The 26,983-nt window shown below is 59.4% G+C and carries 33 protein-coding genes; 14 read left to right on the plus strand and 19 right to left on the minus strand.

Features of this window, described 5'->3' with window-relative positions; translation table 11 throughout:
- The first annotated feature begins 433 nt into the window (after window positions 1-433).
- Window positions 434-1,960 carry a malate dehydrogenase (quinone) gene (gene mqo / locus MJP36_RS25465; protein WP_090366724.1) on the plus strand — a complete coding sequence of 509 codons (1,527 nt, stop codon included), beginning with the start codon at window positions 434-436 and terminating at the stop codon, window positions 1,958-1,960.
- Between the two features lie 132 nt (window positions 1,961-2,092).
- Here the strand turns inward: mqo and MJP36_RS25470 are convergent, their stop codons facing one another.
- The 3 genes from MJP36_RS25470 to MJP36_RS25480 all read right to left on the minus strand — a co-directional run bounded on the left by MJP36_RS25470 (window position 2,093) and on the right by MJP36_RS25480 (window position 3,493).
- Window positions 2,093-2,380 carry a PA4642 family protein gene (locus MJP36_RS25470; protein ID WP_060754962.1) on the minus strand — a complete coding sequence of 96 codons (288 nt, stop codon included), beginning with the start codon at window positions 2,378-2,380 and terminating at the stop codon, window positions 2,093-2,095.
- Window positions 2,381-2,464: 84 nt separating this feature from the next.
- Entirely contained in the window at window positions 2,465-2,932 is a 468-nt protein-coding gene (locus MJP36_RS25475) for a WbuC family cupin fold metalloprotein (protein ID WP_060754961.1), read from the minus strand.
- A gap of 3 nt (window positions 2,933-2,935) precedes the next feature.
- Window positions 2,936-3,493, minus strand: a complete 558-nt coding sequence (locus MJP36_RS25480) for a hypoxanthine-guanine phosphoribosyltransferase (protein ID WP_060754960.1) — start codon at window positions 3,491-3,493, stop codon at window positions 2,936-2,938.
- A gap of 163 nt (window positions 3,494-3,656) precedes the next feature.
- Between MJP36_RS25480 and upp the strand changes: the two genes are divergently transcribed.
- Together upp and MJP36_RS25490 are read left to right on the plus strand one after the other, a co-directional pair.
- Window positions 3,657-4,295, plus strand: coding sequence for a uracil phosphoribosyltransferase (upp, locus tag MJP36_RS25485; RefSeq protein ID WP_024073483.1), 639 nt, complete (start codon window positions 3,657-3,659; stop codon window positions 4,293-4,295).
- 2 nt (window positions 4,296-4,297) lie between these two features.
- Window positions 4,298-5,572, plus strand: coding sequence for a uracil-xanthine permease family protein (locus tag MJP36_RS25490; RefSeq protein ID WP_244384321.1), 1,275 nt, complete (start codon window positions 4,298-4,300; stop codon window positions 5,570-5,572).
- A 128-nt stretch (window positions 5,573-5,700) separates the two neighbouring features.
- Here the strand turns inward: MJP36_RS25490 and hisC are convergent, their stop codons facing one another.
- From hisC to MJP36_RS25540, 10 genes are all read right to left on the minus strand, one after another.
- The gene (gene hisC / locus MJP36_RS25495; protein ID WP_244384322.1) at window positions 5,701-6,753 is read right to left on the minus strand and encodes a histidinol-phosphate transaminase; all 1,053 of its coding nucleotides are present in this window, start codon (window positions 6,751-6,753) and stop codon (window positions 5,701-5,703) included.
- 3 nt (window positions 6,754-6,756) lie between these two features.
- Window positions 6,757-8,073 (minus strand): histidinol dehydrogenase, encoded by a 1,317-nt coding sequence (gene hisD / locus MJP36_RS25500; RefSeq protein WP_060754957.1) that lies wholly within the window; start codon window positions 8,071-8,073, stop codon window positions 6,757-6,759.
- Window positions 8,074-8,200: 127 nt separating this feature from the next.
- A complete protein-coding gene (gene hisG, locus MJP36_RS25505) occupies window positions 8,201-8,836 on the minus strand; it encodes an ATP phosphoribosyltransferase (RefSeq protein WP_003188599.1) in 636 nt (211 codons plus the stop codon).
- 213 nt (window positions 8,837-9,049) lie between these two features.
- A complete protein-coding gene (murA, locus tag MJP36_RS25510; protein WP_060754956.1) occupies window positions 9,050-10,315 on the minus strand; it encodes a UDP-N-acetylglucosamine 1-carboxyvinyltransferase in 1,266 nt (421 codons plus the stop codon).
- Between the two features lie 23 nt (window positions 10,316-10,338).
- Window positions 10,339-10,578 (minus strand): BolA family protein, encoded by a 240-nt coding sequence (locus MJP36_RS25515; protein ID WP_060754955.1) that lies wholly within the window; start codon window positions 10,576-10,578, stop codon window positions 10,339-10,341.
- Window positions 10,579-10,692: 114 nt separating this feature from the next.
- Window positions 10,693-10,998, minus strand: coding sequence for an STAS domain-containing protein (locus tag MJP36_RS25520; protein ID WP_060754954.1), 306 nt, complete (start codon window positions 10,996-10,998; stop codon window positions 10,693-10,695).
- Window positions 10,995-11,642, minus strand: coding sequence for an MlaC/ttg2D family ABC transporter substrate-binding protein (locus MJP36_RS25525; protein WP_090366737.1), 648 nt, complete (start codon window positions 11,640-11,642; stop codon window positions 10,995-10,997). Before MJP36_RS25525 ends, MJP36_RS25520 begins: the two co-directional genes overlap by 4 nt.
- Window positions 11,643-11,653: 11 nt before the next feature.
- Window positions 11,654-12,121, minus strand: a complete 468-nt coding sequence (gene mlaD, locus MJP36_RS25530) for an outer membrane lipid asymmetry maintenance protein MlaD (protein ID WP_010170575.1) — start codon at window positions 12,119-12,121, stop codon at window positions 11,654-11,656.
- Window positions 12,121-12,918: a lipid asymmetry maintenance ABC transporter permease subunit MlaE gene (mlaE, locus tag MJP36_RS25535; RefSeq protein ID WP_060754952.1), complete on the minus strand. Its 798-nt coding sequence runs from the start codon at window positions 12,916-12,918 to the stop codon at window positions 12,121-12,123. Before mlaE ends, mlaD begins: the two co-directional genes overlap by 1 nt.
- Window positions 12,918-13,727: an ATP-binding cassette domain-containing protein gene (locus MJP36_RS25540; protein ID WP_003171811.1), complete on the minus strand. Its 810-nt coding sequence runs from the start codon at window positions 13,725-13,727 to the stop codon at window positions 12,918-12,920. The genes mlaE and MJP36_RS25540 overlap by 1 nt, the downstream gene beginning before the upstream one ends.
- A 298-nt stretch (window positions 13,728-14,025) precedes the next feature.
- Here MJP36_RS25540 and MJP36_RS25545 point away from each other — a divergent pair, with 298 nt between their 5' ends.
- The 10 genes from MJP36_RS25545 (at window position 14,026) to MJP36_RS25590 (ending at window position 21,034) form a co-directional block, all read left to right on the plus strand.
- On the plus strand, window positions 14,026-15,000 hold the full coding sequence (locus MJP36_RS25545; RefSeq protein ID WP_060754951.1) for a KpsF/GutQ family sugar-phosphate isomerase: 975 nt from the start codon (window positions 14,026-14,028) through the stop codon (window positions 14,998-15,000).
- The gene (locus MJP36_RS25550; protein ID WP_090366741.1) at window positions 15,001-15,525 is read left to right on the plus strand and encodes a KdsC family phosphatase; all 525 of its coding nucleotides are present in this window, start codon (window positions 15,001-15,003) and stop codon (window positions 15,523-15,525) included.
- A gap of 8 nt (window positions 15,526-15,533) precedes the next feature.
- Window positions 15,534-16,106, plus strand: a complete 573-nt coding sequence (gene lptC / locus MJP36_RS25555) for an LPS export ABC transporter periplasmic protein LptC (RefSeq protein WP_060754949.1) — start codon at window positions 15,534-15,536, stop codon at window positions 16,104-16,106.
- A complete protein-coding gene (gene lptA, locus MJP36_RS25560; RefSeq protein WP_244384323.1) occupies window positions 16,093-16,626 on the plus strand; it encodes a lipopolysaccharide transport periplasmic protein LptA in 534 nt (177 codons plus the stop codon). The genes lptC and lptA overlap by 14 nt, the downstream gene beginning before the upstream one ends.
- Window positions 16,626-17,351: an LPS export ABC transporter ATP-binding protein gene (gene lptB, locus MJP36_RS25565; RefSeq protein WP_003171806.1), complete on the plus strand. Its 726-nt coding sequence runs from the start codon at window positions 16,626-16,628 to the stop codon at window positions 17,349-17,351. Before lptA ends, lptB begins: the two co-directional genes overlap by 1 nt.
- Before the next feature lie 184 nt (window positions 17,352-17,535).
- Complete coding sequence (locus MJP36_RS25570; protein ID WP_060754947.1) at window positions 17,536-19,029, plus strand: RNA polymerase factor sigma-54; 1,494 nt, start codon at window positions 17,536-17,538, stop codon at window positions 19,027-19,029.
- 75 nt (window positions 19,030-19,104) lie between these two features.
- Window positions 19,105-19,410, plus strand: a complete 306-nt coding sequence (gene hpf / locus MJP36_RS25575) for a ribosome hibernation-promoting factor, HPF/YfiA family (protein WP_003171804.1) — start codon at window positions 19,105-19,107, stop codon at window positions 19,408-19,410.
- 10 nt (window positions 19,411-19,420) lie between these two features.
- Entirely contained in the window at window positions 19,421-19,885 is a 465-nt protein-coding gene (ptsN, locus tag MJP36_RS25580) for a PTS IIA-like nitrogen regulatory protein PtsN (protein WP_090366748.1), read from the plus strand.
- A 2-nt stretch (window positions 19,886-19,887) separates the two neighbouring features.
- The gene (gene rapZ / locus MJP36_RS25585) at window positions 19,888-20,745 is read left to right on the plus strand and encodes an RNase adapter RapZ (protein ID WP_244384324.1); all 858 of its coding nucleotides are present in this window, start codon (window positions 19,888-19,890) and stop codon (window positions 20,743-20,745) included.
- A 16-nt stretch (window positions 20,746-20,761) separates the two neighbouring features.
- Window positions 20,762-21,034, plus strand: coding sequence for an HPr family phosphocarrier protein (locus MJP36_RS25590; protein WP_060754944.1), 273 nt, complete (start codon window positions 20,762-20,764; stop codon window positions 21,032-21,034).
- A 37-nt stretch (window positions 21,035-21,071) separates the two neighbouring features.
- On the opposite strand, the gene MJP36_RS25595 is transcribed toward MJP36_RS25590, so the two are convergent.
- From MJP36_RS25595 to pmbA, 6 genes are all read right to left on the minus strand, one after another.
- A complete protein-coding gene (locus MJP36_RS25595) occupies window positions 21,072-21,965 on the minus strand; it encodes a ZIP family metal transporter (protein ID WP_244384325.1) in 894 nt (297 codons plus the stop codon).
- Window positions 21,966-22,001: 36 nt separating this feature from the next.
- A complete protein-coding gene (locus MJP36_RS25600; RefSeq protein WP_244384326.1) occupies window positions 22,002-22,613 on the minus strand; it encodes a superoxide dismutase in 612 nt (203 codons plus the stop codon).
- A 1-nt stretch (window position 22,614) separates the two neighbouring features.
- A complete protein-coding gene (locus tag MJP36_RS25605) occupies window positions 22,615-23,058 on the minus strand; it encodes a hypothetical protein (RefSeq protein WP_060754941.1) in 444 nt (147 codons plus the stop codon).
- Window positions 23,059-23,085: 27 nt separating this feature from the next.
- Complete coding sequence (locus MJP36_RS25610; protein ID WP_244384327.1) at window positions 23,086-24,462, minus strand: class II fumarate hydratase; 1,377 nt, start codon at window positions 24,460-24,462, stop codon at window positions 23,086-23,088.
- Window positions 24,455-24,850, minus strand: coding sequence for a hypothetical protein (locus MJP36_RS25615; RefSeq protein ID WP_060754939.1), 396 nt, complete (start codon window positions 24,848-24,850; stop codon window positions 24,455-24,457). Before MJP36_RS25615 ends, MJP36_RS25610 begins: the two co-directional genes overlap by 8 nt.
- A gap of 145 nt (window positions 24,851-24,995) precedes the next feature.
- A complete protein-coding gene (gene pmbA, locus MJP36_RS25620) occupies window positions 24,996-26,342 on the minus strand; it encodes a metalloprotease PmbA (RefSeq protein ID WP_060754938.1) in 1,347 nt (448 codons plus the stop codon).
- A gap of 108 nt (window positions 26,343-26,450) precedes the next feature.
- On the opposite strand from pmbA, the gene yjgA reads away from it, so the two are divergent.
- Entirely contained in the window at window positions 26,451-26,972 is a 522-nt protein-coding gene (gene yjgA / locus MJP36_RS25625; RefSeq protein ID WP_060754937.1) for a ribosome biogenesis factor YjgA, read from the plus strand.
- Window positions 26,973-26,983: the final 11 nt, after the last annotated feature.

Below are 26,983 nucleotides of genomic sequence, written 5' to 3' on the forward strand. Positions count from 1 at the left end.
GTGCCAGGCTGGGGCAGCCCATTTTTGAGGTTCACGTCTTCAAAAGAGCGTGAAAAAACGGGTTTTCACAACTTCACAAGAGTGTGGCGAGCAAATGAATAGTTTTGCGTTTGTACAAGCACCATCAGCGTCTGGAACAGCCCAACACAGGACCGAGAACTCCCCGAAAACTGGAGCTTGAAACCTGTCCGCTACGGATTTGGTTGCACGAACCGCACGCTTTGACCATAAGTCGAATTGCCACAGGCGCCCATGAATGCGTTCATAGGCAGATTAGCCCGGCAGGAAGCGTGCGCTGAAGTTGCAAAAAAATTGCGAAGAATCGGACATGGCGATCCTGGCCATGGGTAACCTGGGGCAACACGTGAACCGCCCCGTCACTCCTGGCAGCCATGCCGTCAATTTGGTGCTGCAGATTTTGGAGACGCGTTAAATGGCGCATAACGAAGCAGTCGACGTAGTACTGGTAGGGGCCGGCATCATGAGTGCCACCCTGGCCGTACTGCTCAAAGAGCTCGACCCCGGCCTCAAGCTGGAAGTCGTTGAGCTGATGGACTCGGGTGCCGCGGAAAGTTCCAACCCGTGGAACAACGCCGGTACTGGCCACGCCGGGCTGTGCGAGCTGAACTACACGCCGCAGGCGGCTGACGGTTCCATCGACATCAAGAAAGCGGTGCACATCAACACCCAATTCGAGGTATCGAAGCAGTTCTGGGCCTACCTGACCAAGAAAGGCACGTTTGGCTCGTCCAAGTCCTTTATCAGCCCGGTGCCGCACCTGAGCTTCGTGCAGGGTGAAAAAGGCGTGTCTTTCCTCAAGAAGCGTTTTGAAACCCTCAGCCAGCACCACGCGTTTTCGGACATGCACTACACCGAAGACCGTAGCGAAATGGCCGAGTGGATGCCCTTGATGATGCCGGGTCGCCCGCTCGATGAAAAAATCGCCGCCACCCGTGTGATGAACGGCACTGACGTCAACTTCGGCGCCCTGACCAACCAACTGCTCAGTCACCTGACCAGCTCTGCAGACGCCCAGGTCAAGTACAGCAAGCGCGTCACCGGCCTCAAGCGCAATGGCGCGGGCTGGACCGTGAGCATCAAGGACGTCAACAGTGGCAACAGCCGCGAAGTTGATGCCAAGTTCGTGTTCCTCGGCGCCGGTGGCGCGGCCCTGCCGTTGCTGCAAGCCTCGGGTATCGAAGAAAGCAAAGGCTTTGGCGGTTTCCCGGTCAGCGGCCAATGGCTGCGTTGCGACAACCCGGAAGTGGTCAAGCACCACCAGGCCAAGGTCTACAGCCAGGCGGCCGTGGGTTCGCCACCGATGTCCGTCCCGCACTTGGACACCCGCGTGGTGGACGGCAAGAAATCCCTGCTGTTCGGGCCATACGCCGGCTTCACCACCAAGTTCCTCAAGCACGGTTCGTTCCTCGACCTGCCGCTGTCGGTCCGCGCCGGCAACATCGGCCCGATGCTCGCCGTCGCACGGGACAACATGGACCTGACCAAGTACCTGGTCAGCGAAGTGATGCAGTCCATGGAGCAACGCCTGGAATCCTTGCGCCGCTTCTACCCTGAGGCGAAAGCCGAAGACTGGCGCCTGGAAGTGGCCGGCCAGCGGGTGCAGATCATCAAGAAAGATCCGAAGAAAGGCGGCGTGCTGCAATTCGGCACCGAGCTGGTCGCGGCCAAGGATGGATCGCTGGCAGCACTGCTGGGCGCATCCCCAGGTGCTTCGGTAACCGTTTCGATCATGCTGGAGTTGATCGAGAAGTGCTTCCCGGAGAAAGCCGCTGGTGAGTGGGCAGCCAAGCTGCACGAGATCTTCCCGGCACGGGAAAAGACACTCGAAACCGATGCCGAGCTGTACCGCAAGATCAACACGCAAAACAACATCAGCCTGGAACTGGTTGAGCCTGCCGCCGAGACTGGTAGGAGCGAGCTTGCTCGCGAAGATCGTTAACGATAACGCAGCGCGCCTGGTTTAGCCCAGCGCCCTGGGGCTCTTCGCGAGCAAGCTCGCGCCTACAGAAGAGCCCATAAAAAACGCCCCGCCCTCTGCATGAGGACGGGGCGTTTTTTTATGTTCGGATAATCAGCCGCGAGCGTTTTCGATCAACTCGATGTACTCGTCCGCGTGACGCTGATCCTTGATCAGGTCGACAAAGGTCTGGCCCTGTTCATCCTTGCCATCGAGATCCAGGCCTGCAGCCTTGAAAAAGCCCAGGAACCGTTCGAAATCGTCGATACGCAAGCCACGGTAGGCCTTGATCAGTTTGTGCAGGGACGGTGAAGTCGCATCAGCCGGCTCGAAGTCCAGGAACAACTTGATCTGATCGTCACCGATCTCATCACCAATCACCTGTTTCTTATCTTTACGCATTACCGACTCCAGCCTGCAGACATTTACACGGGGATTGAAGTCTACCTGCGGGGCTCGGCCTTGTGTAGGCGAGGATCAAACCGCTCATTCGAACTGGGCAAGCATCCAGCGCTGGTATTGAGCGACCTCGGCATCGCCCTCGCGAGGCGCCCACTCGGCAAGCTCCCCTTCACCTACCGGGCGATACGGACCGGCTTTGCACTCAAACATGACGGTGTCCGGCTCCAGGACCGCCAGGCCGTGGAACACACCCGGCGGCAGATCGACGCCCGAGCACTCTCCACCGGCCTGCATGACACGCTTGGCGATGACCTCGCCGGCCTCGTTGAATATCAACAAGCCCAAACGCCCTTTGAGCACCAACAAGGTTTCCGCCTTGTCCGCGCTCAGGTGCCGATGGGGGGGTACGTAGGTGGTGGGCTGCAGGCTCACCGCCAGGCGATGGCACGGCTCTTCCATCTGGTGAAAGTTGTGATGGTGCCGACCGCGTGGACTGCTGGCCGCTTTCTCGGCCAACTCAGCAAACAGCGATTGATCAAGAAAGCGGGCCATTCATTACATTCCTTTAACGGCGAAGATGCCATTGGCGTTACGCCAGTAGCCTTTGTAGTCCATACCATAACCGAAGATGTAGCGGTCGACGCACGGCAGGCCGACATAATCGGCTTTCAGGTCCGGGCGGGCCTTGCGGTCGTGGTCTTTGTCGATCAGCACGGCAGTGTGCACTTTGCGCGCGCCGGCGTGCTTGCAGAAGTCGATGATCGCGCCCAGGGTGTGCCCTTCATCGAGGATGTCGTCGATGATCAGTACGTCGCGGTCGATGAACGAGACTTCCGGCTTGGCTTTCCAGAACAGATCGCCGCCGCTGGTTTCATTACGATAGCGCGTAGCGTGCAGGTAGGACGCTTCCAGCGGGAAGTGCAGGTGCGTCAGCAATTTGCCGGCGAAGATCAGGCCACCGTTCATCACACAGAAAACCACCGGGTTGGTGTCGGCCATTTCGCGAGTGATGTGCGCTCCAACCTCGGCGATCGCTGCTTCGACTTGTGCTTCGGTGTACAGGCAGTCAGCCTCGCGCATGATTTGACGGATATGCTCGAGATCAGCGGACATGGCGCTCTCCAAGGGGTGCTGTGGCAAGAAAAGCGGGCGAAGGTACGCTTCTCGTGCGCTCCAATCAAGCCTTTATGGACTAACGTACTTGATGTCTATAGGACAACACCCTCGGATAGATTAATCTAGGCCGGTTTTTTTGCCCGCTGCCGGAGCCTTCCCCATGCCCACTCGCGAGATCCGCCACCCGCTGATCCGACACAAACTCGGCCTGATGCGCCGTGCCGATATCAGTACCAAGAACTTCCGTGAGCTTGCTCAGGAAGTCGGAGCGCTGCTCACTTACGAAGCCACCAAGGATTTGCCCCTGGAAAGCTACGAGATCCCCGGTTGGGCCGGTCCCGTCCAGGTCGAGAAAATCGCCGGCAAGAAGATTACCGTGGTGCCGATCCTGCGCGCCGGTATCGGCATGCTCGAAGGCGTGCTCAGCCTGATTCCAGGCGCCAAGGTCAGCGCCGTCGGCGTGGCCCGCAATGAAGAAACCCTGCAGGCGCACACTTACCTGGAAAAACTCGTTCCGGAAATCAACGAGCGCCTGGCCATGATCATCGACCCGATGCTCGCCACCGGCAGTTCCATGGTCGCCACCATTGACCTGCTGAAAAAGGCCGGTTGCAAGGACATCCGCGCCATGGTGCTGGTCGCCGCCCCCGAAGGCATTGCCGCCGTCGAGAAGGCCCACCCCGACGTGCAGATCTACACCGCATCCATCGACGAGCGCCTGAACGAACACGGCTACATCATCCCTGGCCTGGGCGATGCCGGTGACAAGATTTTCGGCACCAAACAGAAGGACGCGTGAACATGCAGGATGAATTCAACGACCCGCTTTGGCGCCAGATCCTGTCTGGCGCACAAATGCTCTTCGTGGCATTTGGCGCGCTGGTGTTGATGCCGCTGATCACAGGTCTGGATCCAAACGTCGCGCTGTTCACCGCCGGCCTGGGCACGCTGTTGTTCCAGGTGGTGACGGGGCGGCAGGTGCCGGTGTTCCTGGCATCGAGCTTCGCGTTCATCACCCCGATCATTCTCGCCAAGGGCCAGTTCGGCCTGGCAGCGACCATGGGCGGCGTGATGGCGGCCGGTTTCGTTTATACCTTCCTGGGCCTGGCGGTGAAAATCAAGGGCACCGGGTTCATTGACCGGTTGCTGCCGCCGGTGGTCATCGGCCCGGTGATTATCTCCATCGGCCTGGCCATGGCGCCGATTGCCGCCAATATGGCGATGGGTAAAGCCGGTGATGGCGGCGAGCTGATTCATTACCAGACCGCCATGATGATCTCGATGCCGGCCTTGCTGACCACCTTGATCGTGGCGGTGTTCGGCAAGGGTATTTTCCGCCTGGTGCCGATCATCTCCGGGGTACTGGTGGGTTTCGCCATGTCGTTCTACTTTGGCGTGGTCGATACGGCGAAGATCGCAGCCGCCCCTTGGTTCGCCCTGCCCCACTTCACCGCGCCGGAATTCAACTGGCAGGCGATTCTGTTTATCGTGCCGGTAGCCCTGGCCCCGGCGATCGAACATATCGGTGGTGTGATTGCGGTGGGCAGCGTGACCGGTCGTGACTACCTGAAGAAACCGGGCCTGCACCGCACTTTGCTGGGTGACGGGATCGCCACCACGGCCGCCGGCCTGTTTGGTGGCCCGCCGAATACCACCTACGCCGAAGTGACCGGCGCGGTGATGCTGACCAAGAACTACAACCCTAAAATCATGACCTGGGCCGCAATCTTTGCCATCAGCCTGGCATTTATCGGTAAGTTCGGCGCATTGCTGCAAAGCATTCCGGTACCCGTGATGGGCGGCATTCTATGCCTGCTGTTCGGCTCGATTGCCGCAGTGGGGATGAACACGCTGATCCGCCACAAGATCGACCTGGGTGAGGCACGCAACCTGGTGATTGTGTCCGTGACCCTGGTGTTCGGTATCGGCGGTGTACTGGTAGGCACCGGCACTGGCCCGGATGATTTCGGCCTCAAGGGCATCGCCCTGTGCGCGGTGGTGGCGATTGGTTTGAACCTGCTGCTGCCGGGTAATGATGGGTGGAAGAACAAGCAGTCTGACAAGCCGTTGATCTAACAGGCACTGTGAACAAAATGTGGGAGGGGGCTTGCTCCCGATGGCGGAGTGTCAGTCGATACATGATTGACTGATCTACTGCCATCGGGAGCAAGCCCCCTCCCACATTTTTTGATCTCCAGTGTCGCTTAGAGCTCGCCGAGCCCATCGACCAGCGCCTGGTTCTGCTCAGGCGTGCCGATGCTGATCCGCAGGAACTGGGCAATCCGCTCCTGCTTGAAGTGCCGTACGATCACACCCCGCTCACGCAACTTGGCCGCCAGGCCGGCTGCGTCGTGCCGAGGGTGGCGGGCAAAGATGAAGTTGGCTGCCGACGGCAACACTTCAAAGCCTTTGCCTTCCAGTTGTGCGACCAGTGTGTTGCGACTGTCGATCACCTGCTTGCACGTTTTCTCGAAGTACTCACGGTCCTCGAACGCTGCCGTCGCGCCGACAATCGCCAGGCGATCCAGCGGGTAGGAGTTGAAGCTGTTCTTGACCCGCTCCAGCGCCTCGATCAGGTCCGGGTGGCCTACGGCCAGGCCCACCCGCAAACCGGCCAGTGAGCGCGATTTGGACAGGGTCTGGGTCACCAGCAGGTTCGGGTAGCGGTCCACCAGGCTGATAGCGGTTTGGCCACCGAAGTCGATATAGGCTTCATCGACCACCACCACCGAATCCGGGCTGGCCTTGAGCATCTGCTCCACTGCCTGCAATGCCATCACGCAGCCGGTCGGCGCGTTCGGGTTGGGGAAAATGATCCCGCCGTTAGGCTTGGCGTAATCGGCCACACGAATCTGGAACTGCTCGTCCAGCGGCACCGGGTCGGACTTGATGCCGTACAGCCCGCAGTACACCGGATAAAAGCTGTAGCTGATGTCTGGAAACAGCAGCGGCAAGTCGTGCTGGAACAGACCGTGGAAGATGTGTGCCAGGACTTCATCGGAACCATTGCCGAGGAATACCGTACCGGCGTCGACCCCGTAATACTTGGCCACAGCCTGCTTGAGCAGGTCGCTGTTGGGGTCCGGGTACAGGCGCAGATTGTCATTCAACTCGGCCTGCATGGCCGCCAGTGCCTTGGGCGAGGGACCATAGGGGTTTTCATTGGTGTTGAGCTTGACCAGCTTGGTCAACTTGGGTTGCTCGCCGGGCACGTAAGGCACCAGGTCCTTGACGAAAGGGCTCCAGAATTTGCTCATGCCTTACTCTCCCTTGAGGATGCGATATTCGGCGCTGCGCGCGTGCGCACTCAGCGATTCACCACGGGCCAGCACCGAGGCGGTCTTGCCCAACTCGGAGGCGCCCTGCGGCGAACAGAAGATGATCGACGAACGCTTCTGGAAGTCATACACCCCCAGCGGCGACGAGAAACGCGCGGTGCCGGAAGTCGGCAGTACGTGGTTAGGGCCTGCACAGTAGTCGCCCAGGGCTTCGCTGGTGTGGCGGCCCATGAAGATCGCTCCGGCGTGCCGAATCGACGGCAGCCAGGCCTGCGGGTCGGCCACGGACAACTCCAGGTGTTCCGGCGCGATGCGGTTGGCCACTTCGATGGCTTGCTCCATGTCGCGAGCCAGAATCAGCGCGCCCCGGCCATTGATCGACTTCTCGATGATCTCGGCGCGCTCCATGGTCGGCAGCAGCTTATCGATACTGGCGGCGACCTTGTCGAGGAACTCGGCGTCCGGGCTGACCAGAATCGCCTGGGCGTCTTCGTCGTGCTCAGCCTGGGAGAACAGGTCCATGGCGATCCAGTCCGGGTCGGTGTGGCCGTCGCACACCACGAGGATTTCCGAAGGACCGGCGATCATGTCGATCCCCACCTGGCCGAACACATGGCGCTTGGCGGTGGCCACATAGATGTTGCCCGGCCCCACCACCTTATCGACCTTCGGCACGCTCTCGGTGCCATAGGCCAAGGCCGCGACGGCTTGGGCGCCGCCAATGGTAAACACGCGGTCGACACCGGCGATGCACGCCGCCGCCAGCACCAACTCGTTGATTTCTCCGCGCGGGGTGGGCACCACCATGACCACTTCGGTCACGCCGGCCACTTTGGCCGGGATCGCGTTCATCAACACCGATGACGGGTACGAGGCTTTACCGCCCGGCACGTATAGGCCAGCGCGGTCCAGCGGCGTGACCTTCTGGCCCAGCACGGTGCCATCGGCTTCGGTATAGCTCCACGAGTCCTGTTTCTGCTTTTCGTGGTAGCTGCGCACCCGCGCCGCCGCGACTTCCAGAGCTTCGCGCTGGGTTGCAGTGATGCGCGTCAGGGCCAGTTCCAGGCGTTCGCGGGGCAGGATCAGGTCGGCCATGGACTGGACGTCCAGGCCGTCGAATTGGCGGGTGAAGTCCACCAGCGCTGCGTCACCGCGCTCGCGCACAGCCTTGATGATGTCGAGTACTCGCTGGTTGACCGAGTCGTCGGACACGCTTTCCCAGCTCAGCAGATGATCCAGATGATGGGCGAAATCCGGGTCGGCAGCATTGAGTCGGGCAATTGCAGTGGACGTGGTCATAGCGAGGGCCTCATAGGATTGGCAAAAATGCTCAGGCGCCGAAAGTTAGCAGTCGATCCGCTTGGGCACCTGAGAATTCTGGCTATGAGGCGGATAGACGGGCGCGACCTAAGGCCGCGCGGGTAGGTCAACCGCGGTGTCGAGACTCCACTGCCTTGCGCAGGGTGTCGATCAACGCCTGAATACGGGCGTGTTGCATTTTCATGGAAGCTTTGTTGACGATCAGGCGGGAGCTGATGTCAGCAATGAAATCCTGGGGTTCCAGGCCGTTAGCACGCAGGGTGTTGCCGGTGTCGACGACGTCGATGATCTTGTCGGCCAGGCCAATCAGCGGCGCCAACTCCATCGAACCGTAGAGCTTGATGATGTCGACCTGACGACCCTGCTCGGCGTAGTAGCGCTTGGCAACGTTGACGAACTTGGTGGCAACCCGCAGGCGGCCCTTGGGTTCGACGTCACCGACACGACCGGCAGTCATCAGCTTGCACAGGGCAATACGCAGGTCCAACGGCTCGTACAGGCCCTGGCCACCGTATTCCATCAGCACGTCTTTACCGGCGACACCGAGGTCGGCCGCGCCATGTTCAACATAGGTCGGCACGTCGGTAGCCCGCACGATCAACAGGCGAACGTCGTCCTGGGTCGTGGGGATGATCAGCTTGCGGCTCTTGTCCGGATTCTCGGTCGGCACGATGCCCGCTTCAGCCAGAAGCGGCAAAGTGTCGTCAAGGATGCGGCCCTTGGACAGTGCGATGGTCAACATGGGAAACGTCAGTCCTTCATCAGGCTATTGCTGTCCGGGCGCAAACGGCGCCAGACACAGATCGAGGCCATTACAGCCTCGACTTGAAATAACGGCAAACTTCATTGTAGTGAGCGGGCTTGCCCCGCGCTGGAGTGCGCAGCGCTCCCAAGATTTTTAGGGCCGCTTCGCAGCCCAGCGCGGGGCAAGCCCGCTCACTACAGTGATAGCGGACTAGCCCGGTACGCGGCGGATCTTCGCACCGAGCATCTGCAGCTTCTCTTCGATGCACTCGTAGCCACGGTCTATGTGGTAGATGCGGTCGATCAGGGTGTCGCCTTTGGCGCACAGTGCAGAAATCACCAGGCTGGCCGAAGCACGCAGGTCGGTCGCCATCACCGGCGCGCCCTTGAGCTCATCGATGCCGGTAACGATAGCGGTGTTGCCCTCGACCTGGATCTTGGCACCCATGCGGTGCAGCTCATACACGTGCATGAAGCGGTTTTCGAAGATGGTCTCGATCACGGCGCCCGTGCCTTCGGCAATTGCGTTCAAGGAGATGAACTGCGCTTGCATGTCAGTCGGGAACGCCGGGTAAGGAGCAGTGCGCAAGTTAACGGCTTTGGCTCGCTTGCCGTGCATGTCCAGCTCGATCCAGTCTTCACCGGTGGTGATTTCAGCACCGGCTTCCTTGAGTTTTTCCAGGACGGCTTCGAGGATGGTCGGATCGGTGTCCTTGACCTTCACGCGGCCACCGGTCACGGCGGCGGCAACCAGGTAGGTGCCGGTTTCGATACGGTCCGGCATCACTTTGTAGGTGGCCGAGTGCAGACGCTTCACACCGTCGATGGTAATGGTGTCGGTGCCGGCGCCGCTGATGTTGGCACCCATGGCGATCAGGAAATTCGCCAGGTCGACCACTTCCGGCTCACGCGCGGCGTTTTGCAGGACGCTGCGACCATTGGCCAGGGCAGCGGCCATCATGATGTTCTCGGTACCGGTCACACTGACGGTATCGAAGAAGAAGTTGGCGCCACGCAAGCCGCCTTCCGGCGCCTTGGCCTTGATGTAGCCACCTTCGACGTCGATGATCGCGCCCATGGCTTCAAGGCCACGGATGTGCAGGTCAACCGGGCGCGAACCGATGGCACAACCGCCAGGCAGGGCCACTTCGGCTTCGCCGAAACGGGCAACCATCGGGCCCAGTACCAGGATCGACGCACGCATGGTTTTCACCAATTCATACGGGGCAACCAGGGTCTTGATGGTGCGCGGGTCGATTTCGACCGCCAGTTTCTCGTCGATGACCGGCTCGATACCCATGCGACCGAACAGTTCGATCATGGTGGTGATGTCGTGCAGGTGCGGCAAGTTGGCCACAGTCACCGGGCCATCGCACAGCAGGGTCGCTGCCAGGATCGGCAAGGCGGAGTTTTTCGCACCGGAAATGCGAATCTCGCCATCAAGGCGGGCACCACCGGTAATAATCAATTTATCCATAAGAATCTCGACGCCTTGGGGGCTCAGGTGCGCTCGGACCAAGCCGCGCGGCTGAAAAATTTCATAGTGACCGCGTGGATGCTGCCATCGGTGATCCACGGGTTCAAATGGGCATAGATCTGCTGTTGACGCTTGACCGGGCTCAATGCCGCCAGTTCATCGCTAATCACGTTCAGCTGGAAATTGCAGCCTTCGCCTTCAACTTCTACGATCGTTTCCGGCAGCTTTCCTTCAAGGAAGCTCTTAACTTCTAGGGCCTGCATGCTCAACCTCTATCGGCGCCCAGTGCGCACGGGTCGCACATCATACAAAAAAGCCCCGCGCCTGCGAACCCCGCATAGCAGGACTCTGACGGGGGGCTTTCTTGATAATAGCTATTAAGGATGCGCCAACAGCTCGGTCAGGCCACTGACCTGGGCAATTTCACGCATATCTTCGGGCAACGCGCGGATACTCACAGGCTTTTTAGCAGCCTCGGCATCCCGCATGAAGCACAGCAACAACGACAAGCCGACGCTGCTGGACTTGGTCACCGCCGAGCAATCGAGCACCAGAGCGGGCGCGGTGCTGGACTTGATCAACGCCTGGCCCTGCTTGCGCAGCGCAGGCCCGGTGCGGTAGTCCAGCACGCCGCTGAGCAGCAGCTCGCCGGCATCGCCAAGACGAACAGCCGACTCGGTCATTGCGCGGACTTCCCAGCTTCTTTATCGGAAGCTTCCTTGGCCTTGGCCACTTCACCCGCCCAACCATTGATGGTCTTGTCCAGGTCGTTGCCGTTGCGCTGCATGGCATCGGCGAACTGGTCACGGAACAGCTTGCCGATATTGATGCCGTTGATGATCACGTTGCGCAGCTTCCACTCGCCGTTGACCTTCTCCAGCGTGTACTGCACAGGGTAGACGGCACCGTTGTTGCCTTTGACGCTCATGTTCACGCTGGTGCGGTCGCCCGACTCATCGCCGGCCGGAGCAACGGTAATGCCCTGGTTGTTGTACTCAAGCAGCGCATTGCCGTAGAACTGGAACAGGCCCCTCTTGAAGTTTTCCTGGAAGGTCTGCATCTGCGCTGGGGTTGCCTTGCGCGAGTACTTGACCGTCATGATGCTTCTGGAAATGCCTTCGGCGTCAACCACAGGCCCGACAATAGTGTTCAGGGCGTTGTAGAACTGGCTTGGGTCTTGTTTGTATTGCTCTTTGTTGGCTTTCAAGTCCGCCAGCATCTTGTTGGTCGTGTCCTGCACCAGATCGTGCGCAGAACCTGCCGCGTTGGCCATCAGCGGCAGCGCTGCAAGCAGTACCAGCAGGCCGCGTCGCAAGGTAGAGATCATGAACAGGTTCCTCATTTGGCGTCTTTATTGACCGTATTGAGCAGGAATTTACCGATCAGGTCTTCAAGCACCAACGACGACTGTGTGTCGTGGATTGTCGAACCATCCTTGAGCAGGGCTGTTTCCCCGCCCACGCTGATACCGATGTATTTTTCGCCCAGCAGACCCGCAGTGAGGATAGATGCAGTGGAGTCCGTCGGCAGATTATCTACCTTCTTATCCACTTGCATGGTCACTCGACCGGTGAAGCTGTCGCGATCCAGATCGATTGCCGTGACCTTGCCGATGGTCACACCGGCCATGGTCACTTTAGCTCTGACCGTCAAACCGGCGATATTGTCAAAGTATGCGTAAAGTTTATAAGTATCGGCGGTGGGGCTGGCCGAAAGGCCGCTGACGCGCAGCGCCAGCAACAGTAAAGCCAGGATGCCAGCCAGCAAGAAAAGGCCGACACCGATTTCCACAGTGCGGTTTTGCATCAGAAATCTCCAAACATCAAGGCGGTCAAAATGAAGTCAAGGCCCAGTACGGCCAGCGAGGCGTACACAACGGTCTTGGTGGTGGCGCGACTGATCCCTTCTGAGGTGGGTTCACAGTCGTAGCCTTGGAATACGGCGATCCAGGTCACTACAAAGGCGAAAACGATACTCTTGATGATGCCGTTGAGCACATCGCCACTGAACGTCACGCTGTTTTGCATGTTGGCCCAGTAGGAGCCGTCATAGACCCCCAGCCAGTCCACCGCCACCCAAGAACCGCCCCAGATACCCACCACGCTGAAAATCATCGCCAGCAATGGAAGGGAAATGAAGCCGGCCCACAGGCGCGGGGCAACAATGTATTTGAGCGGGTCTACGCCGATCATTTCCAGGCTGGACAGTTGCTCGGTGGACTTCATGTTGCCGATCTCGGCAGTCAGCGCCGAACCGGCGCGCCCGGCGAACAGCAACGCGGTGACCACCGGACCAAGCTCACGCAGCAGCGTCAGGGCGACCATCTGCCCTACCGCCTGCTCCGAACCGTAGCTGGAAAGAATATTGAAGCCCTGCAACGCCAGCACCATGCCGATGAATACGCCCGAGACGACGATGATCACCAGGGACATCACGCCGACCGCATGCAGCTGCTTGACCAGCAACCCAAAGCCGCCGCCGATGCCGCCGCGACCGAGCAAGGCGTGAAACAGGAAAATAGTCGAGCGACCCAGCACTTCGACGATGTCGATGCCTGAGCGGCCGAAAAGGCGAACCTTCTCGATAAGAGATGTCTTGCGCATCAGCGCTTCCCCAGAAGATCTGAGCGGTAGTCCGCTGCCGGAAAGTGAAAAGGCACCGGGCCATCGGGATCGCCGGTCATGAACTGGCGGATACGCGGGTTATCGGCATTCATCAGCTCCTCCGGCGTACCCTGCCCCAGCACCTGGCCATCACCCACTACATAGAGGTAGTCAGCGATGCTCGCGGTCTCGGCCAGATCGTGGGACACCACGATGCTGGTGATCCCCAGCGCATCATTGAGCAAGCGGATCAGGCGTACCAGCACGCCCATGGCGATGGGGTCCTGGCCGACGAAAGGCTCGTCATACATGAGGATTTGTGGGTCGAGGGCAATAGCCCGCGCAAGGGCGACACGGCGTTTCATGCCGCCGGACAACTCGTCGGGCATCAGGTCGATGGCACCACGAAGGCCAACGGCCTGCAGTTTCAACAACACGATGTCACGGATCATCTCGTCGGACAGCTGGGTATGCACCCGCAGCGGAAACGCTACGTTTTCGAAAACATCGAGGTCGGTAAACAGCGCGCCGCTCTGGAACAGCACCCCCATGTGCTTGCGCGCATCGAACAGATCGCTGCGCGACAGCGTCGGCAGGTTCTGGCCATTGACCCACACTTCACCGGCACTGGGGCGCAATTGCATGCCCATCAGGCGCAATAAGGTGGTTTTGCCACAGCCGGAAGGCCCCATGATTCCCGTGACCTTGCCACGGGGAATGCGAATATCGACGTTATTGAAGATGCTGCGCGTCCCGCGCTTGAAGGTAAGGCCCTTCAGCTCGACCGCGTAGGCGTTATCGGCACTCATCTAATCTCCTTGGGATGCAGCCTTTCACTCAGACACCCGGTATGCGACTTTCGTTAGCAACGCCTGCGCAATAATTATCCACATGGGCTGAGCGGACCGAACTGGCGGCGAACTATATCACTGCTGGTACAGCGCCCCCAAGGCCGGAACAGCGCTTGTTCAGATTCACGACAGGGAAAAAACGTTGCTGAGCACGAATCTCAAGCGCTCAACGAATAAAGCCTGACGAACTTGCGTGAGGGAATTGATCATTACCGCTATAATCGCCGACTTTTCGTCAGGCTATACGACTTCAGACATGAGCCAATCCAGCGACCTCATTCAATCCGCACAACGTACCATTCGCCTCGAACTGGAAGCCGTAGAAGGTTTACTGGCCCATATCGACGCGGATTTCGTGCGTGCCTGCGAGATGATCCTGGCCAGTAAGGGCCGCGTTGTCGTGGTCGGCATGGGCAAATCCGGCCATGTCGGCAACAAGATTGCCGCCACACTGGCAAGCACCGGCACCACCGCGTTTTTTGTACATCCGGCCGAAGCCAGCCATGGCGACATGGGCATGATCACCAAGGATGACATCATCCTGGCGCTGTCCAACTCCGGCACCACCAACGAAATCGTGACCTTGCTGCCGCTGATCAAGCGCCTGGGCATCAAGATGATCAGCCTCACCGGCAACCCGGAATCGACGCTGGCCAAGGCTGCCGAAGTCAACTTGAACGTGCATGTGGCCCATGAAGCCTGCCCACTGAACCTGGCTCCGACCTCTTCGACCACCGCGGCCCTGGTCATGGGCGACGCCCTGGCCGTAGCGCTGCTGGAGGCTCGCGGCTTTACCGCTGAAGACTTCGCGTTCTCCCACCCGGGCGGCGCCCTGGGCCGTCGCCTGCTGCTGAAGGTGGAAAACGTCATGCATGCCGGCGATGAACTGCCCCACGTCCAACGCGGCACGTTGCTCAAGGACGCGTTGATGGAGATGACCCGCAAGGGCCTGGGCATGACCGTGATCCTGGAGACCGACGGACGCCTGGCCGGAGTCTTCACCGACGGCGACCTGCGCCGAACCCTGGACCGTACCATTGATATCCACACCGCAACCATCGATGCGGTGATGACGCCCCACGGCAAGACGGCCCGCCCGGAAATGCTCGCGGCCGAAGCCCTGAAGATCATGGAAGACCACAAGATCGGCGCGCTGGTGGTAGTCGACAGCGACGACCGCCCGATTGGCGCGTTGAACATGCACGACTTACTGCGTGCGGGAGTGATGTAAATGACCGACGACCTGCTGCAACGCGGAAAGAACATCAAACTGGCGATTTTCGACGTCGATGGCGTGCTGACCGATGGCCGCCTGTATTTCCTCGAGGATGGCAGCGAATTCAAGACTTTCAACACGCTTGATGGCCAAGGCATCAAAATGTTGATGGCCGCGGGCGTGCAAACCGCGATTATCAGCGGTCGAAAGACACCCGTTGTGGAACGCCGCGCACAAAACCTGGGGATTCCTCACCTCTATCAGGGCCGTGAGGATAAACTGGTGGTTCTGGACGAGCTTCTTGGCCAACTCAACCTAAGCTATGAGCAGGTCGCCTACTTGGGCGATGACCTGCCCGACCTGCCGGTCATTCGCCGGGTGGGCCTGGGCATGGCCGTCGCGAACGCCGCAGCTTTTGTGCGTGAACACGCGCATGGCGTCACCACTGCCCGTGGCGGTGAAGGTGCCGCCCGCGAGTTCTGCGAATTGATCCTGCGCGCCCAGGGCAGTCTTGAAGCGGCCCACGCCGCCTACCTATAGAGCGTTTTATGCTGAGCAAAAAGATTCGCAACTTCCTGTTATTCGGAGTCATCGCCGCGATCTTCCTGGCGGTGGGCTACTGGAATATCAGCCCGGAGCGCTTCCTCGACAAACCTGTCGTGCAGGTTGATGCAGGCGCTATCGACTATTACGCAACCAACGCCTACAGCGTGCAGTTCCTGCCCGACGGCAAGGTGCAGTACGAGATGACGGCGGACAAGGTCGAACATTTGAAAGCGTCCGAGGTCACTTTGCTGACCAACCCGGACATGAACCTGTACCGTGGCACCGAGTTCCCTTGGCATGTCACGAGCCTGCGCGGCGAAGTCAACCCGGACGGCACCCAGGTAGAGTTGATCGATTCGGTGCGCATTGCGCGCACCGACGAACAGAAGCGCGACACCATCATCACCAGCAGTCGCATGACCGTATTCCCACAACAGCAATATGCGCAGACCGAGCAAGACGTTAGAATCGACGGCGCTGGCGGTGTATCGACTGGCAAGGGAATGAAAGCGTATTTGAAAGAAAGCAGGATACACCTGCTATCGAACGTAAGAGGACAGTATGAGGCTCGTTAAAACCCTCCCTATTTTGCTCGGTCTGGGCGCAGCACTGGGAAGCGTGAGCGCCTGGGCTCTGCCGAACGATAGCCAGCAACCGATCCACATCCAGGCCAACGATGCCCAATTGGACGACAAGAAAGGCATTGCTACCTACACGGGCGATGTGATCATTACCCAGGGCTCGATGAAAATCACCGGCAACACGGTGACGCTCACTCGCACCCCCGCTGGCGACATCGACGTGGTGACCTCGGTGGGCAACCTGGCTTACTTCGAGCAGAAGCAAGCCGCGACCGATCCGGGACCGATGAAGGGCTACGGCAAGACCATCCAGTACCACGCCCAGCAAAACCGCATCATTTTGATCGACCAGGCCAAAGTGATCAGCACCGACGGCAACTCCACGGAAGGTGAAAAAATCACCTATGACACCGTGAAACAGATCGCCAACGCCGGTCGCGCCAATGGCAACAAGGTCAGCGCACCTCGTCCGCGTGTCGACATGGTTATCCAGCCGAAGAAGAAGGCCGAGTAATGGCAACCCTGAAAGCCCAGCATCTGGCCAAGGCCTATAAAAGCCGTCAGGTCGTGCGCGACGTCAGCTTGTCGATCGACAGTGGCCAGATCGTCGGTTTGCTCGGCCCCAACGGTGCCGGCAAGACCACTTGCTTCTATATGATCGTCGGCCTGGTCCAGGCGGATCAGGGTCGCGTGCTGATCGACGACCTGGATGTCAGCCACCAGCCCATGCACGGTCGTGCTCGGGCCGGCATCGGCTATCTTCCGCAGGAAGCGTCGATCTTCCGCAAACTGTCGGTGGCCGACAACATCATGGCGATCCTGGAGACCCGCAAGGAACTCGACCGTGATGGCCGCCGCAAAGAGCTGGAAAGCCTGCTGCAGGAATTCCACATCAACCACATTCGCGACAACCTCGGCATGAGCCTGTCCGGTGGTGAGCGTCGCCGAGTGGAGATCGCCCGCGCCCTGGCCACCGCACCGAAGTTCATCCTGCTGGACGAACCCTTTGCCGGCGTCGACCCGATCTCGGTTGGCGACATCAAACAGATCATCCACCACCTCAAGGCCAAGGGCATCGGCGTACTGATCACCGATCACAACGTTCGCGAGACGCTGGATATCTGTGAAACCGCCTATATCGTCAACGATGGCCAACTGATCGCCGAAGGTGACTCCGCGACCATTCTGGCCAACGAACTGGTCAAGGAAGTGTACCTGGGCCACGAGTTCCGCTTGTAAACACCGCGGTGTCACGGCTATTGCCAATGCGCGCGGTAGTCAATAAAAACCTCAGGCTTTTTATTGTTACCGCGCTCTAGGCAAAGCCCCCGATATCAGGCATATAATTTGCTTATGTTTGGCGCTCACGCGCCCTGTCGTGGATGGCGCAATGCGCCGGCGAATAAGGTGTTAAGCCCCTGCCATGAAACCATCGCTAGTCCTGAGAATGGGCCAGCAGCTGACGATGACACCGCAGCTGCAACAGGCCATCCGCCTGCTCCAATTGTCGACCCTGGACCTGCAACAGGAAATCCAGGAGGCCCTGGAGTCCAATCCGATGCTCGAACGCCAGGAAGACGGCGACGACTTCGATAATACGGACCCGCTGGCCGACAACATCGAGCAAAAACCCAACTCCGACGTGCAGGAACCCTCCTATCAGGAAACCGCCCCTACGGTGGACAACCTCGAGGACGGCGAATGGAACGAACGCATCCCCAACGAGCTTCCCGTGGATACCGCCTGGGAAGACGTCTACCAGACCAGCGCCAGCAGCCTGCCCAGCAGCGACGATGACGAGTGGGACTTCACCACCCGCACGTCCGCCGGCGAGAGCCTGCAAAGCCATCTGTTGTGGCAGTTGAACCTGGCGCCGATGTCCGACACCGACCGCCTGATCGCCGTAACACTGATCGACTGCATCAACAACCAGGGCTACCTGGACGAAACCCTTGATGAAATCCTCGAGGCATTCGACCCGGAACTGGACATCGAACTGGACGAAATCGAAGCCGTCCTGCACCGCATCCAGCAGTTCGAGCCCGCCGGCATCGGTGCCCGTACACTCAGCGAATGCCTGCTGTTGCAATTGCGCCAGCTGCCCGCCAAGACCCCTTGGCTGGTCGAAGCCCAGCGCCTGGTGACCGACTATATCGACCTGCTGGGCAGCCGCGACTACAGCCAGTTGATGCGCCGCATGAAGCTCAAGGAAGACGACCTGCGCCAGGTGATCGAGCTGGTACAGAGCCTCAACCCGCGCCCAGGCTCACAGATCGAGTCCAGCGAAGCCGAGTATGTCGTGCCCGACGTAATCGTGCGCAAGGACAATGAGCGCTGGCTCGTCGAGCTGAACCAGGAGTCGGTGCCGCGCCTGCGAGTCAACCCGCAATATGCAGGCTTTGTGCGCCGCGCCGACACCAGCGCCGACAACACCTTCATGCGCAACCAACTGCAGGAAGCCCGCTGGTTCATCAAGAGCCTGCAAAGCCGCAACGAAACCCTGATGAAAGTGGCCACCCAGATCGTCGAGCATCAGCGCGGCTTCCTGGAGTATGGCGACGAAGCGATGAAACCGCTTGTGCTGCACGATATCGCCGAAGCAGTGGGCATGCACGAGTCGACGATCTCCCGGGTAACCACGCAAAAATTCATGCATACCCCCCGGGGTATTTATGAGTTGAAATACTTTTTCTCAAGCCACGTCAGCACCTCCGAAGGCGGCGAATGCTCGTCCACGGCAATCCGCGCGATCATCAAAAAACTGGTTGCCGCGGAAAATCAGAAAAAGCCATTGAGTGACAGTAAGATCGCTGGTTTACTGGAGGCACAAGGCATTCAGGTCGCCCGTCGAACCGTCGCCAAGTACCGCGAGTCCCTCGGGATCGCGCCTTCCAGCGAGCGTAAGCGTTTGATGTGACGGGCGGGCCACAGCGTTCCAGTGGCAGGCACCCCGGCCTGCCGCTTTATGCACTGGCAACGAAGGAGAAGCTGTATGCAAGTCAACATCAGTGGACACCAGCTGGAAGTCACCAAACCCCTGCGTGAATACACCGAAAGCAAGCTGAACAAGCTTGCGGGGCATTTTGACAAGATCACCAACGTGCAGGTCATCATGGAGGTCGATAAGCTCAAGCAGAAAATCGAGGCCACCCTGCACGTACCGAATGCCAAGCTCGTCGCCAATGCGGAACATGAAGACATGTACGCGGCGATCGACTCGCTCTACGACAAGCTCGACCGCCAACTCATAAAGCATAAGGAAAAGAATCTGCACCTGATGCAAGGTACAGGTCGCTAACGCCCCTCCCATGATCCGACTTGAAACCATCCTGACCCCCGGCCGTTCCCTTGTGAACGTGCCGGGCGGCAGCAAGAAAAAAGCCCTCGAACAAATTGCCAACCTGATCAGCCGCGAAGTGCCGGATCTGGAGATGCAGGATGTCTTCGAGGCGCTGGTTGCCCGTGAAAAACTCGGCTCTACCGGTTTTGGCAATGGCATCGCCATTCCGCACTGCCGCCTCAAAGGTTGTGAAGCGCCCGTGAGCGCCCTGCTGCACTTGGAAGCGCCCATCGATTTCGACGCCATCGACGGCGCCCCGGTCGACCTGCTGTTCGTGCTACTGGTCCCACAGGCCGCCACCGACGCACACCTGGAACTGCTTCGGCAGATCGCCAGCATGCTCGACCGCAAGGAAGTACGCGACAAACTACGCAGCGCCAGCAGCAACGAGGCGCTCTATCAGGTTGTCCTGGATGAACAAAACGGGCAGTAATCATGCGTTTGATCATCGTCAGCGGCCGTTCCGGCTCAGGTAAAAGCACCGCTCTCAATGTTCTTGAGGACAGCGGTTTTTATTGCATCGACAACTTACCCGCCGGTCTGCTGCCTGAATTGGCGGAACGTGCGTTGATCCATACCGAACTGGCGCAGCCGTTGGTGGCCGTATCGATTGACGCCCGCAACCTGCCCAGCCACCTCTCCCGCTTCCCGGAGTTGCTCGAGGAAGTACGCGCCAAGCACATTCATTGCGACGTGCTGTATCTGGATGCCGACGAAGAGACGCTGCTCAAACGCTTCTCGGAAACCCGTCGACGTCATCCGCTCAGCAGCCCACATCGATCTCTGGCTGAAGCCATTGAGGACGAAACCACGTTGCTGGGGCCAATCATTGACCTCGCCGACCTGAAGATCAACACCACCAGCCTCAACCTGTACCAACTACGCGACGCGATCAAGCTGCGCCTGTTGAACCAGCCCGAGCCCGGCACCGCGTTTCTCGTGGAGTCGTTCGGCTTCAAGCGCGGCATGCCGGTGGATGCCGACCTGGTGTTCGATGTCCGCTGCTTGCCTAACCCCTACTGGAAGCCAGAGCTGCGCGACCAGTCCGGGCTGGATCAACCCGTTATCGACTACCTTGCAGCACAGCCGGATGTAGAGGATATGTTCCAGGATATCTCTACTTACCTGCTCAAATGGTTGCCGCGCTTCGCCGCGAGCAATCGGGCCTATGTCACGATTGCCATTGGTTGCACCGGCGGCCATCACCGCTCTGTCTATTTGACCGAACGACTGGGCCAGGTTTTGCAACACACCCTCAAGAACGTCCAGGTTCGCCACCGCGACCTTAGCTGAAAGGAACACCCCCGCGATGCCCGCTCTGGAAATTGAAATCATCAACAAGCTCGGCTTGCACGCCCGGGCTTCCGCCAAATTCGTCGGCGTTGCCGGGCAGTTCCCCTGTCAGATTCGCGCCGGCCGCACCCCGGAATCGATGGTCGATGGCAAAAGCATCATGGCCATGATGATGCTGGCTGCCGGCAAGGGCACCCGGATCCACCTGAAGACGGAAGGCGAGCAGGAACAGGAAGCGATGGACGCCTTGGTGAAGTTGATCAACAACTACTTTGATGAGGGTGAGTAAACCCACCCGTTGAAAACTGCGTGGAGCTGAAACGGCTTCACCCCAACGCAGTATCCATGACCATCATCAGGCAAAACCCGATACACAGCCCCAGGCTGGCGAGCTTTTCGTGACCATTGCGCCTCGATTCGGGGATCACTTCATGGGTTACCACCAGCAACATCGCACCGGCGGCCAACGCCATCCCCAATGGCAACAGCACCTCGGCCAGGCTTACCAGCCATGCGCAAAGCACGGCAAAGACAGGCTCGACCAACCCGGATGCAGCACCGATCAAGAATGCCTTGAACCGTGACATCCCTGCCCCCGCTAATACCAGCGCTATCACCAGACCTTCAGGCACGTCCTGCAGGGCAATGCCCATGGCCAAACTGTCGGCATCGGGTACGCCACCCCCAGCGGAGACGCCCACCGCCATACCTTCCGGAATGTTGTGGGCAATGATCGCGAACACAAATAGCCAGATACGCGGCGGGATTACCGGCTTGTCCGGTGTCCCCACCAATATTTCGGGGCTGGCACCAGAAACCTTGCGATCAACCAGATACAGCCAGAAAGCACCCAGCATGATGCCGAAGCTGATCAATCCGCTCGCGCCCCAGGGCGATAACCCGAGGTTCTGGGCGGCAGAGATACCCGGCACGACCAACGAGAACGCGGTCGCCGCCAACATCACCCCCGCACCAAATCCCAGCAGGGAATCGCTCAGCGCGACCGGCATGCGCCGAATCACCAGCACCGGGACCGCCCCCAACGCCGTGCCAAGCGCACAGATCGCCCCGCCCTGCAGGGCACGCAGAATGCGTGGTTCCAGGCCCAACCAGGCCAGCCCATGGGCTACCAGCAACGCAGTACCTGCCAATAGCAGCAGCGAGCCAAACGCATAGCGAAACAGGCGCCCGCTGCCGATCGTCAGTGTTTCAGTGCCCATTGGTCACCCTTGGATCTTGTTTTAGGGAGGTGAGGGTCAGGCCAAGGCAGCCTGATAACGAGCGGCGACTTCCGGCCAGTTGATGACGCTGTAGAAGGCATTGATGTATTCCGGGCGACGGTTCTGATACTGCAGGTAGTAGGCGTGCTCCCAGACATCCAGCCCGAGGATCGGCGTATTGCCGCTCATCAACGGGCTGTCCTGATTGCCGCTGCTCTCCACCACCAGGGTCTTGCCTGGAGTGATACTGAGCCAGGCCCAGCCACTGCCGAAACGGGTCAGCGCGGCTTTGGTAAAGGCTTCCTTGAAACGCTCAAAGCCGCCCAATTGCTCGTCGATAGCCCGGCCCAGCACGCCCTCGGGCTGGCCGCCGCCCTTGGGTGACATCACTGCCCAGAACAGCGAGTGGTTGGCATGACCGCCGCCCTGATTGATCACTGCCGCGCGCAGTGTTTCAGGCAATTGCTGGACGCTGGACACCAGTTTCTCTACCGGCCAGCCCGCGAACTCAGTCCCGTCAACCGCCGCGTTGAGGTTGTTGATATAAGTCTGGTGATGCTTGGTGTAGTGAATTTCCATGGTCTGTGCATCGATATGCGGCTCGAGGGCATCGTAGGCATAAGGCAAGGCAGGCAAGGTGTAGGTCATATCAATGCGCTCCGTAATAAGGGTTGTTGCGGGTCGACGCATCCGGTTGCGTCGCAGCGCCGCCCAACAAGCGATGAGTACGTGGGTATTCACCGTGATCGCTGATGAAATTCAACAACTCGACATAGGTCTTGCTGCTCTGGCGCAGCGCCGCCTCGCGCAACTGCGGGCTCAGACGCGGATCCTGCAGGGTCTGCAACAGGCGTTGGTGAATGGCGCAGAGGTATTCCGCGCTTTCTTCCGGCTGGTTCAGGCGCAGGTGCAGGTCCGCCAGGTTGTGATGGGAAATGACGCAGGCCGCCACTGCTTCTTCGGCATCCGCCCAGCGCTCAAACAGCACTTGAGCCAGGGCCAGCGCTTGCAAATAGGCCTCGCGGGCGTCGACCAACTCACCCTGCATAAAGCAGCGATTGGCGCGTTCGATCGTGCGTTTCCAGTGCTCCATGGTGAGCCTCCAAAGCAGAGTCGTTGATTACACGCCGCCGGCCGTGAGTTTTACCGGGTCCAGCAGCATTTCCAGCTGACTACGGGGCAAGTCAGTGTGTTCAAGGGCTACGTCAATCACCGGTCGCCCTTGTTGATAGGCTTTTTTGGCGATTTCGGCGGCCTTCTGGTAACCAATGATCGGGTTGAGCGCGGTGACCAGGATCGGATTGCGCGACAGCGCTTCCTTGAGCTTGGCCTCATTGACCTTGAAGCTGGCGATAGCCTTGTCCGCCAGCAATCGGCTGGAATTGGCCAGCAATTCAAGGCTGCTGAGCAGGTTCTGGGCGATGATCGGCAGCATCACGTTCAGCTCGAAGTTGCCCGACTGGCCGGCGACGGTAATCACCGAGTCATTGCCAATCACTTGCGCGGCCACCATGGCGGTCGCCTCCGGGATCACCGGGTTGACCTTGCCCGGCATGATCGAGGAGCCCGGCTGCAGCCCTTCCAGCTCGATTTCGCCAAGCCCGGCGAGGGGACCGGAGTTCATCCAGCGCAGGTCGTTGGCGATTTTCATCAGTGAGACGGCGGTGGCTTTCAATTGACCGGAAACGGCGACGGCAGTGTCCTGGGAGCCGATCAGGGCAAACAGGTTCTTGCCTGGCGTGAATTTCACGCCGGTCAAACCACTCAGTTGCTGGCTGAAACGTGCAGCGAACTCCGGGTGTGCGTTGATCCCGGTGCCGACAGCCGTGCCTCCTTGAGCCAGGGCCTGCAAGCTTGGCAGCAAGTCCTGCAAATGCCCGATATTGGCCTTGAGTTGCTGCGCCCAGCCGTTGAGCACCTGGCTCATGCGCACCGGCATGGCGTCCATCAGGTGGGTGCGGCCGGTCTTGATGAAGGGATGGACGGCTTCGGCCTTTTGCTCGATCACCTGAACCAGATGCAGCAGGGCTGGCAACGTTTGCTCATGCAGCACCAACGCGGCGCTGACATGGATAGTGGTCGGGATGATGTCGTTGCTGCTCTGGCCGCAGTTGACATGATCGTTGGGGTTGACTACCTCACCGAGCAAGCGGGTGGCCAGAGTTGCAATCACTTCATTGGCATTCATGTTGGAACTGGTGCCGGACCCGGTCTGGAAGATATCCACCGGGAAGTGCGGCATGAAATCACCTTCGAGCAAGCCTTGGGCGGCATCGACGATGGCCTTGCCCTGTGCTTCGCTGATCTGTTTGAGGTCGACATTGACCTTGGCGGCAGCCACCTTGGCCAGGATCAAGGCTCGAATGAATTGCGCCGGCATGCGCTGGTGACTGATTGGGAAATTGTTCACCGCGCGCTGGGTCTGCGCGCCATACAGCGCGTCGGCAGGTACTTGAAGTTCGCCCATGCTGTCGCGTTCGATACGGGTGTTACTCATCGTTAGATCCTTGCACCAGGTCAGAGTGAGAAAGTGATGGCAGCAATTGGCAGGTCGCCAACTGCCAGGCAAAGGTCTGCCAGCGCTTGAGGCGGCAGGCGCAGCGGGAGAGTTTTTCCAGGTCACGCAATGGGCGCCATGCCTGATCCAGGCACAGGGATCGCCAGTGCCATGGCAAGGCGATATCACTGGCGGTGTCGATCAAGAGACGGAATGAGGTTTCGGCGATCGTCCACGGATGGGTCGCAGTGCAGCACGCCAGGTATCGGCCTTCGTTGAGGTAATGTTCGATCAGGCGAGGCTCATTGGGATCAAGGCCGCAGCGGATCTGACGGCTCATCCAGCGCCAGCTTTCCAGGTACGGATCCTCATGCAGGACAGAACTCATGATCTACACTCGCTCGATAATGATATTCATTATTAAATGATATTAAGAATCAAAACAAGACGAGAAATTCAGTTCGACTTTTACATAGCCAAAAAAAAGCACGCCATCTTCGGGATGGCGTGCTTTTTTATGAAGCGCTGTGTGATCAGCTGCCGGCGACGGTCATCCGCTCGATCAGTACCGACCCCGTGCGAATGTTGCTGCGCAGCTCCAAGTCATTACCCACTGCCACGATCTGCTTGAACATGTCACGCATATTGCCGGCAATGGTCACTTCCTGGACGGCAAACTGAATCTCACCGTTTTCCACCCAGAAACCCGCCGCGCCTCGAGAGTAATCACCCGTCACCATATTCAAACCATGGCCCATCAACTCGGTCACCAGCAGGCCCCGGCCCATACGACGCAGCAAGGCAGCCTGGTCTTCGGCACCGTGAGTCACAAAGAGGTTATGCACGCCACCGGAGTTGGCAGTACTCGGCAAGCCAAGCTTGCGCCCGGCGTAAGTGCCCAGCACGTAGGACACCAGCTCGCCCTTCTCGACAAACGGCTTGGCATACGTCGCCAGGCCATCACCGTCGAACGCCGAACTGCCCATGGCACGCATCAGGTGAGGGCGCTCGTCGATGGTCATCCACTCAGGGAACAACTTCTGGCCGATTGCGCCTTCAAGGAACGAGGACTTGCGGTACAGGTTGCCGCCGGAAATCGCCCCCAGGAAACTGCTGAACAACCCCCCAGCCAGTTCCGCCGAAAACAGCACCGGCACTTCACAGGTGGGCACCGGGCGCGCACCCAGGCGGCTGGCGGCGCGTTGTGCAGCGCGCTGGCCGATGCTGACCGGGTCCGCCAGCAGATCGCCCTGGCGATTCACGTCGTACCAGTAATCACGCTGCATCTGGCCATTGGCTTCGGCGATCATCACGCAGCTCAAACTATGACGGGTGGACGCGTAACCACCGATAAAACCGTGGCTGTTACCGTAAACGCGGCAGCCCTGATGCGTACTCAAGGTGGTGCCATCGGCGTTCTTGATGCGGGCATCAGCGTCAAACGCAGCCGCTTCGCACTTCAGCGCCTGCTCGATCGCTTGCTCAGGCGTGATATCCCAGGCATGGAACAGGTCGAAATCCTTCAAGTCCTTAGCCATCAACGCTTTGTCGGCCAACCCCGAGCTTTCATCTTCAGAGGTGTGCTTGGCGATGGCCAAGGCAGCCGCGACGGTCTCGCGAATCGCCTCCGGGCCGCTGGCCGACGTGCTGGCCGAGCCCTTGCGTTGCCCCACATACAAAGTAATACCAAAACCCTGGTCGCGGTTGAACTCGACGGTTTCCACTTCGCGCTGACGCACCGACGTAGACAGCCCTTGCTCCAGCGACACCGCCACCTCACAGGCGCTGGCCCCCTGGCGCTTGGCCTCGGCAAGGATCTGCTCGACTTGTTCCTGCAGTGCCGGTAAAGCTTGCGGACCGACGCTTTGGGCTGCACTCATGGTTTTCTCCACTCAAATTCTGCTTTCGGTTAAGGCCATCGAGCGACCGGGCCGGACAAGCGGCCCCCGACTGGTTATCATGGCGGCGTTTCTTTGCGGACTGCCACCATGGTTGATTCTTACGACGACTCCCTCGATGGGGAGAAAAGCAAATCCCAGGTCAAACGCGAGCTGCATGCTCTGGTTGACTTGGGCGAGCGCCTTACAACGCTCAAGAAAGACTTGATTGCGAAGCTGCCACTGACCGACGAAATGCGCCGGGCGCTGGCGGATGCGCCCAAGCACACCGCGAATATCGCGCGTAAACGGCATATCGCGTTTATCGGCAGGCTGATGCGCGATCAGGATACTGACGCGATTCTGGCCTTGCTTGATCAAACCGATGCCTCCACTCGCCAGTACAACGAACGCTTCCATAACCTGGAACGTTGGCGTGACCGCCTGATATCGGGCGACGACGCCGTGCTGGAGAAATTCGTGGTGGACTACCCGGAAGCGGATCGCCAGCAACTGCGTTCCCTGATCCGTCAGGCCCAACACGAACTGGCGCACAACAAGGCGCCGGCCACCAGCCGTAAAATCTTCAAGTACATCCGTGAGCTGGACGAGACGCAGCGCGGCCTGCGCTGATCCTCTTCCCC

Source organism: Pseudomonas palleroniana (assembly GCF_022836895.1).
Classification (GTDB): Bacteria; Pseudomonadota; Gammaproteobacteria; order Pseudomonadales; family Pseudomonadaceae; genus Aquipseudomonas; species Aquipseudomonas palleroniana.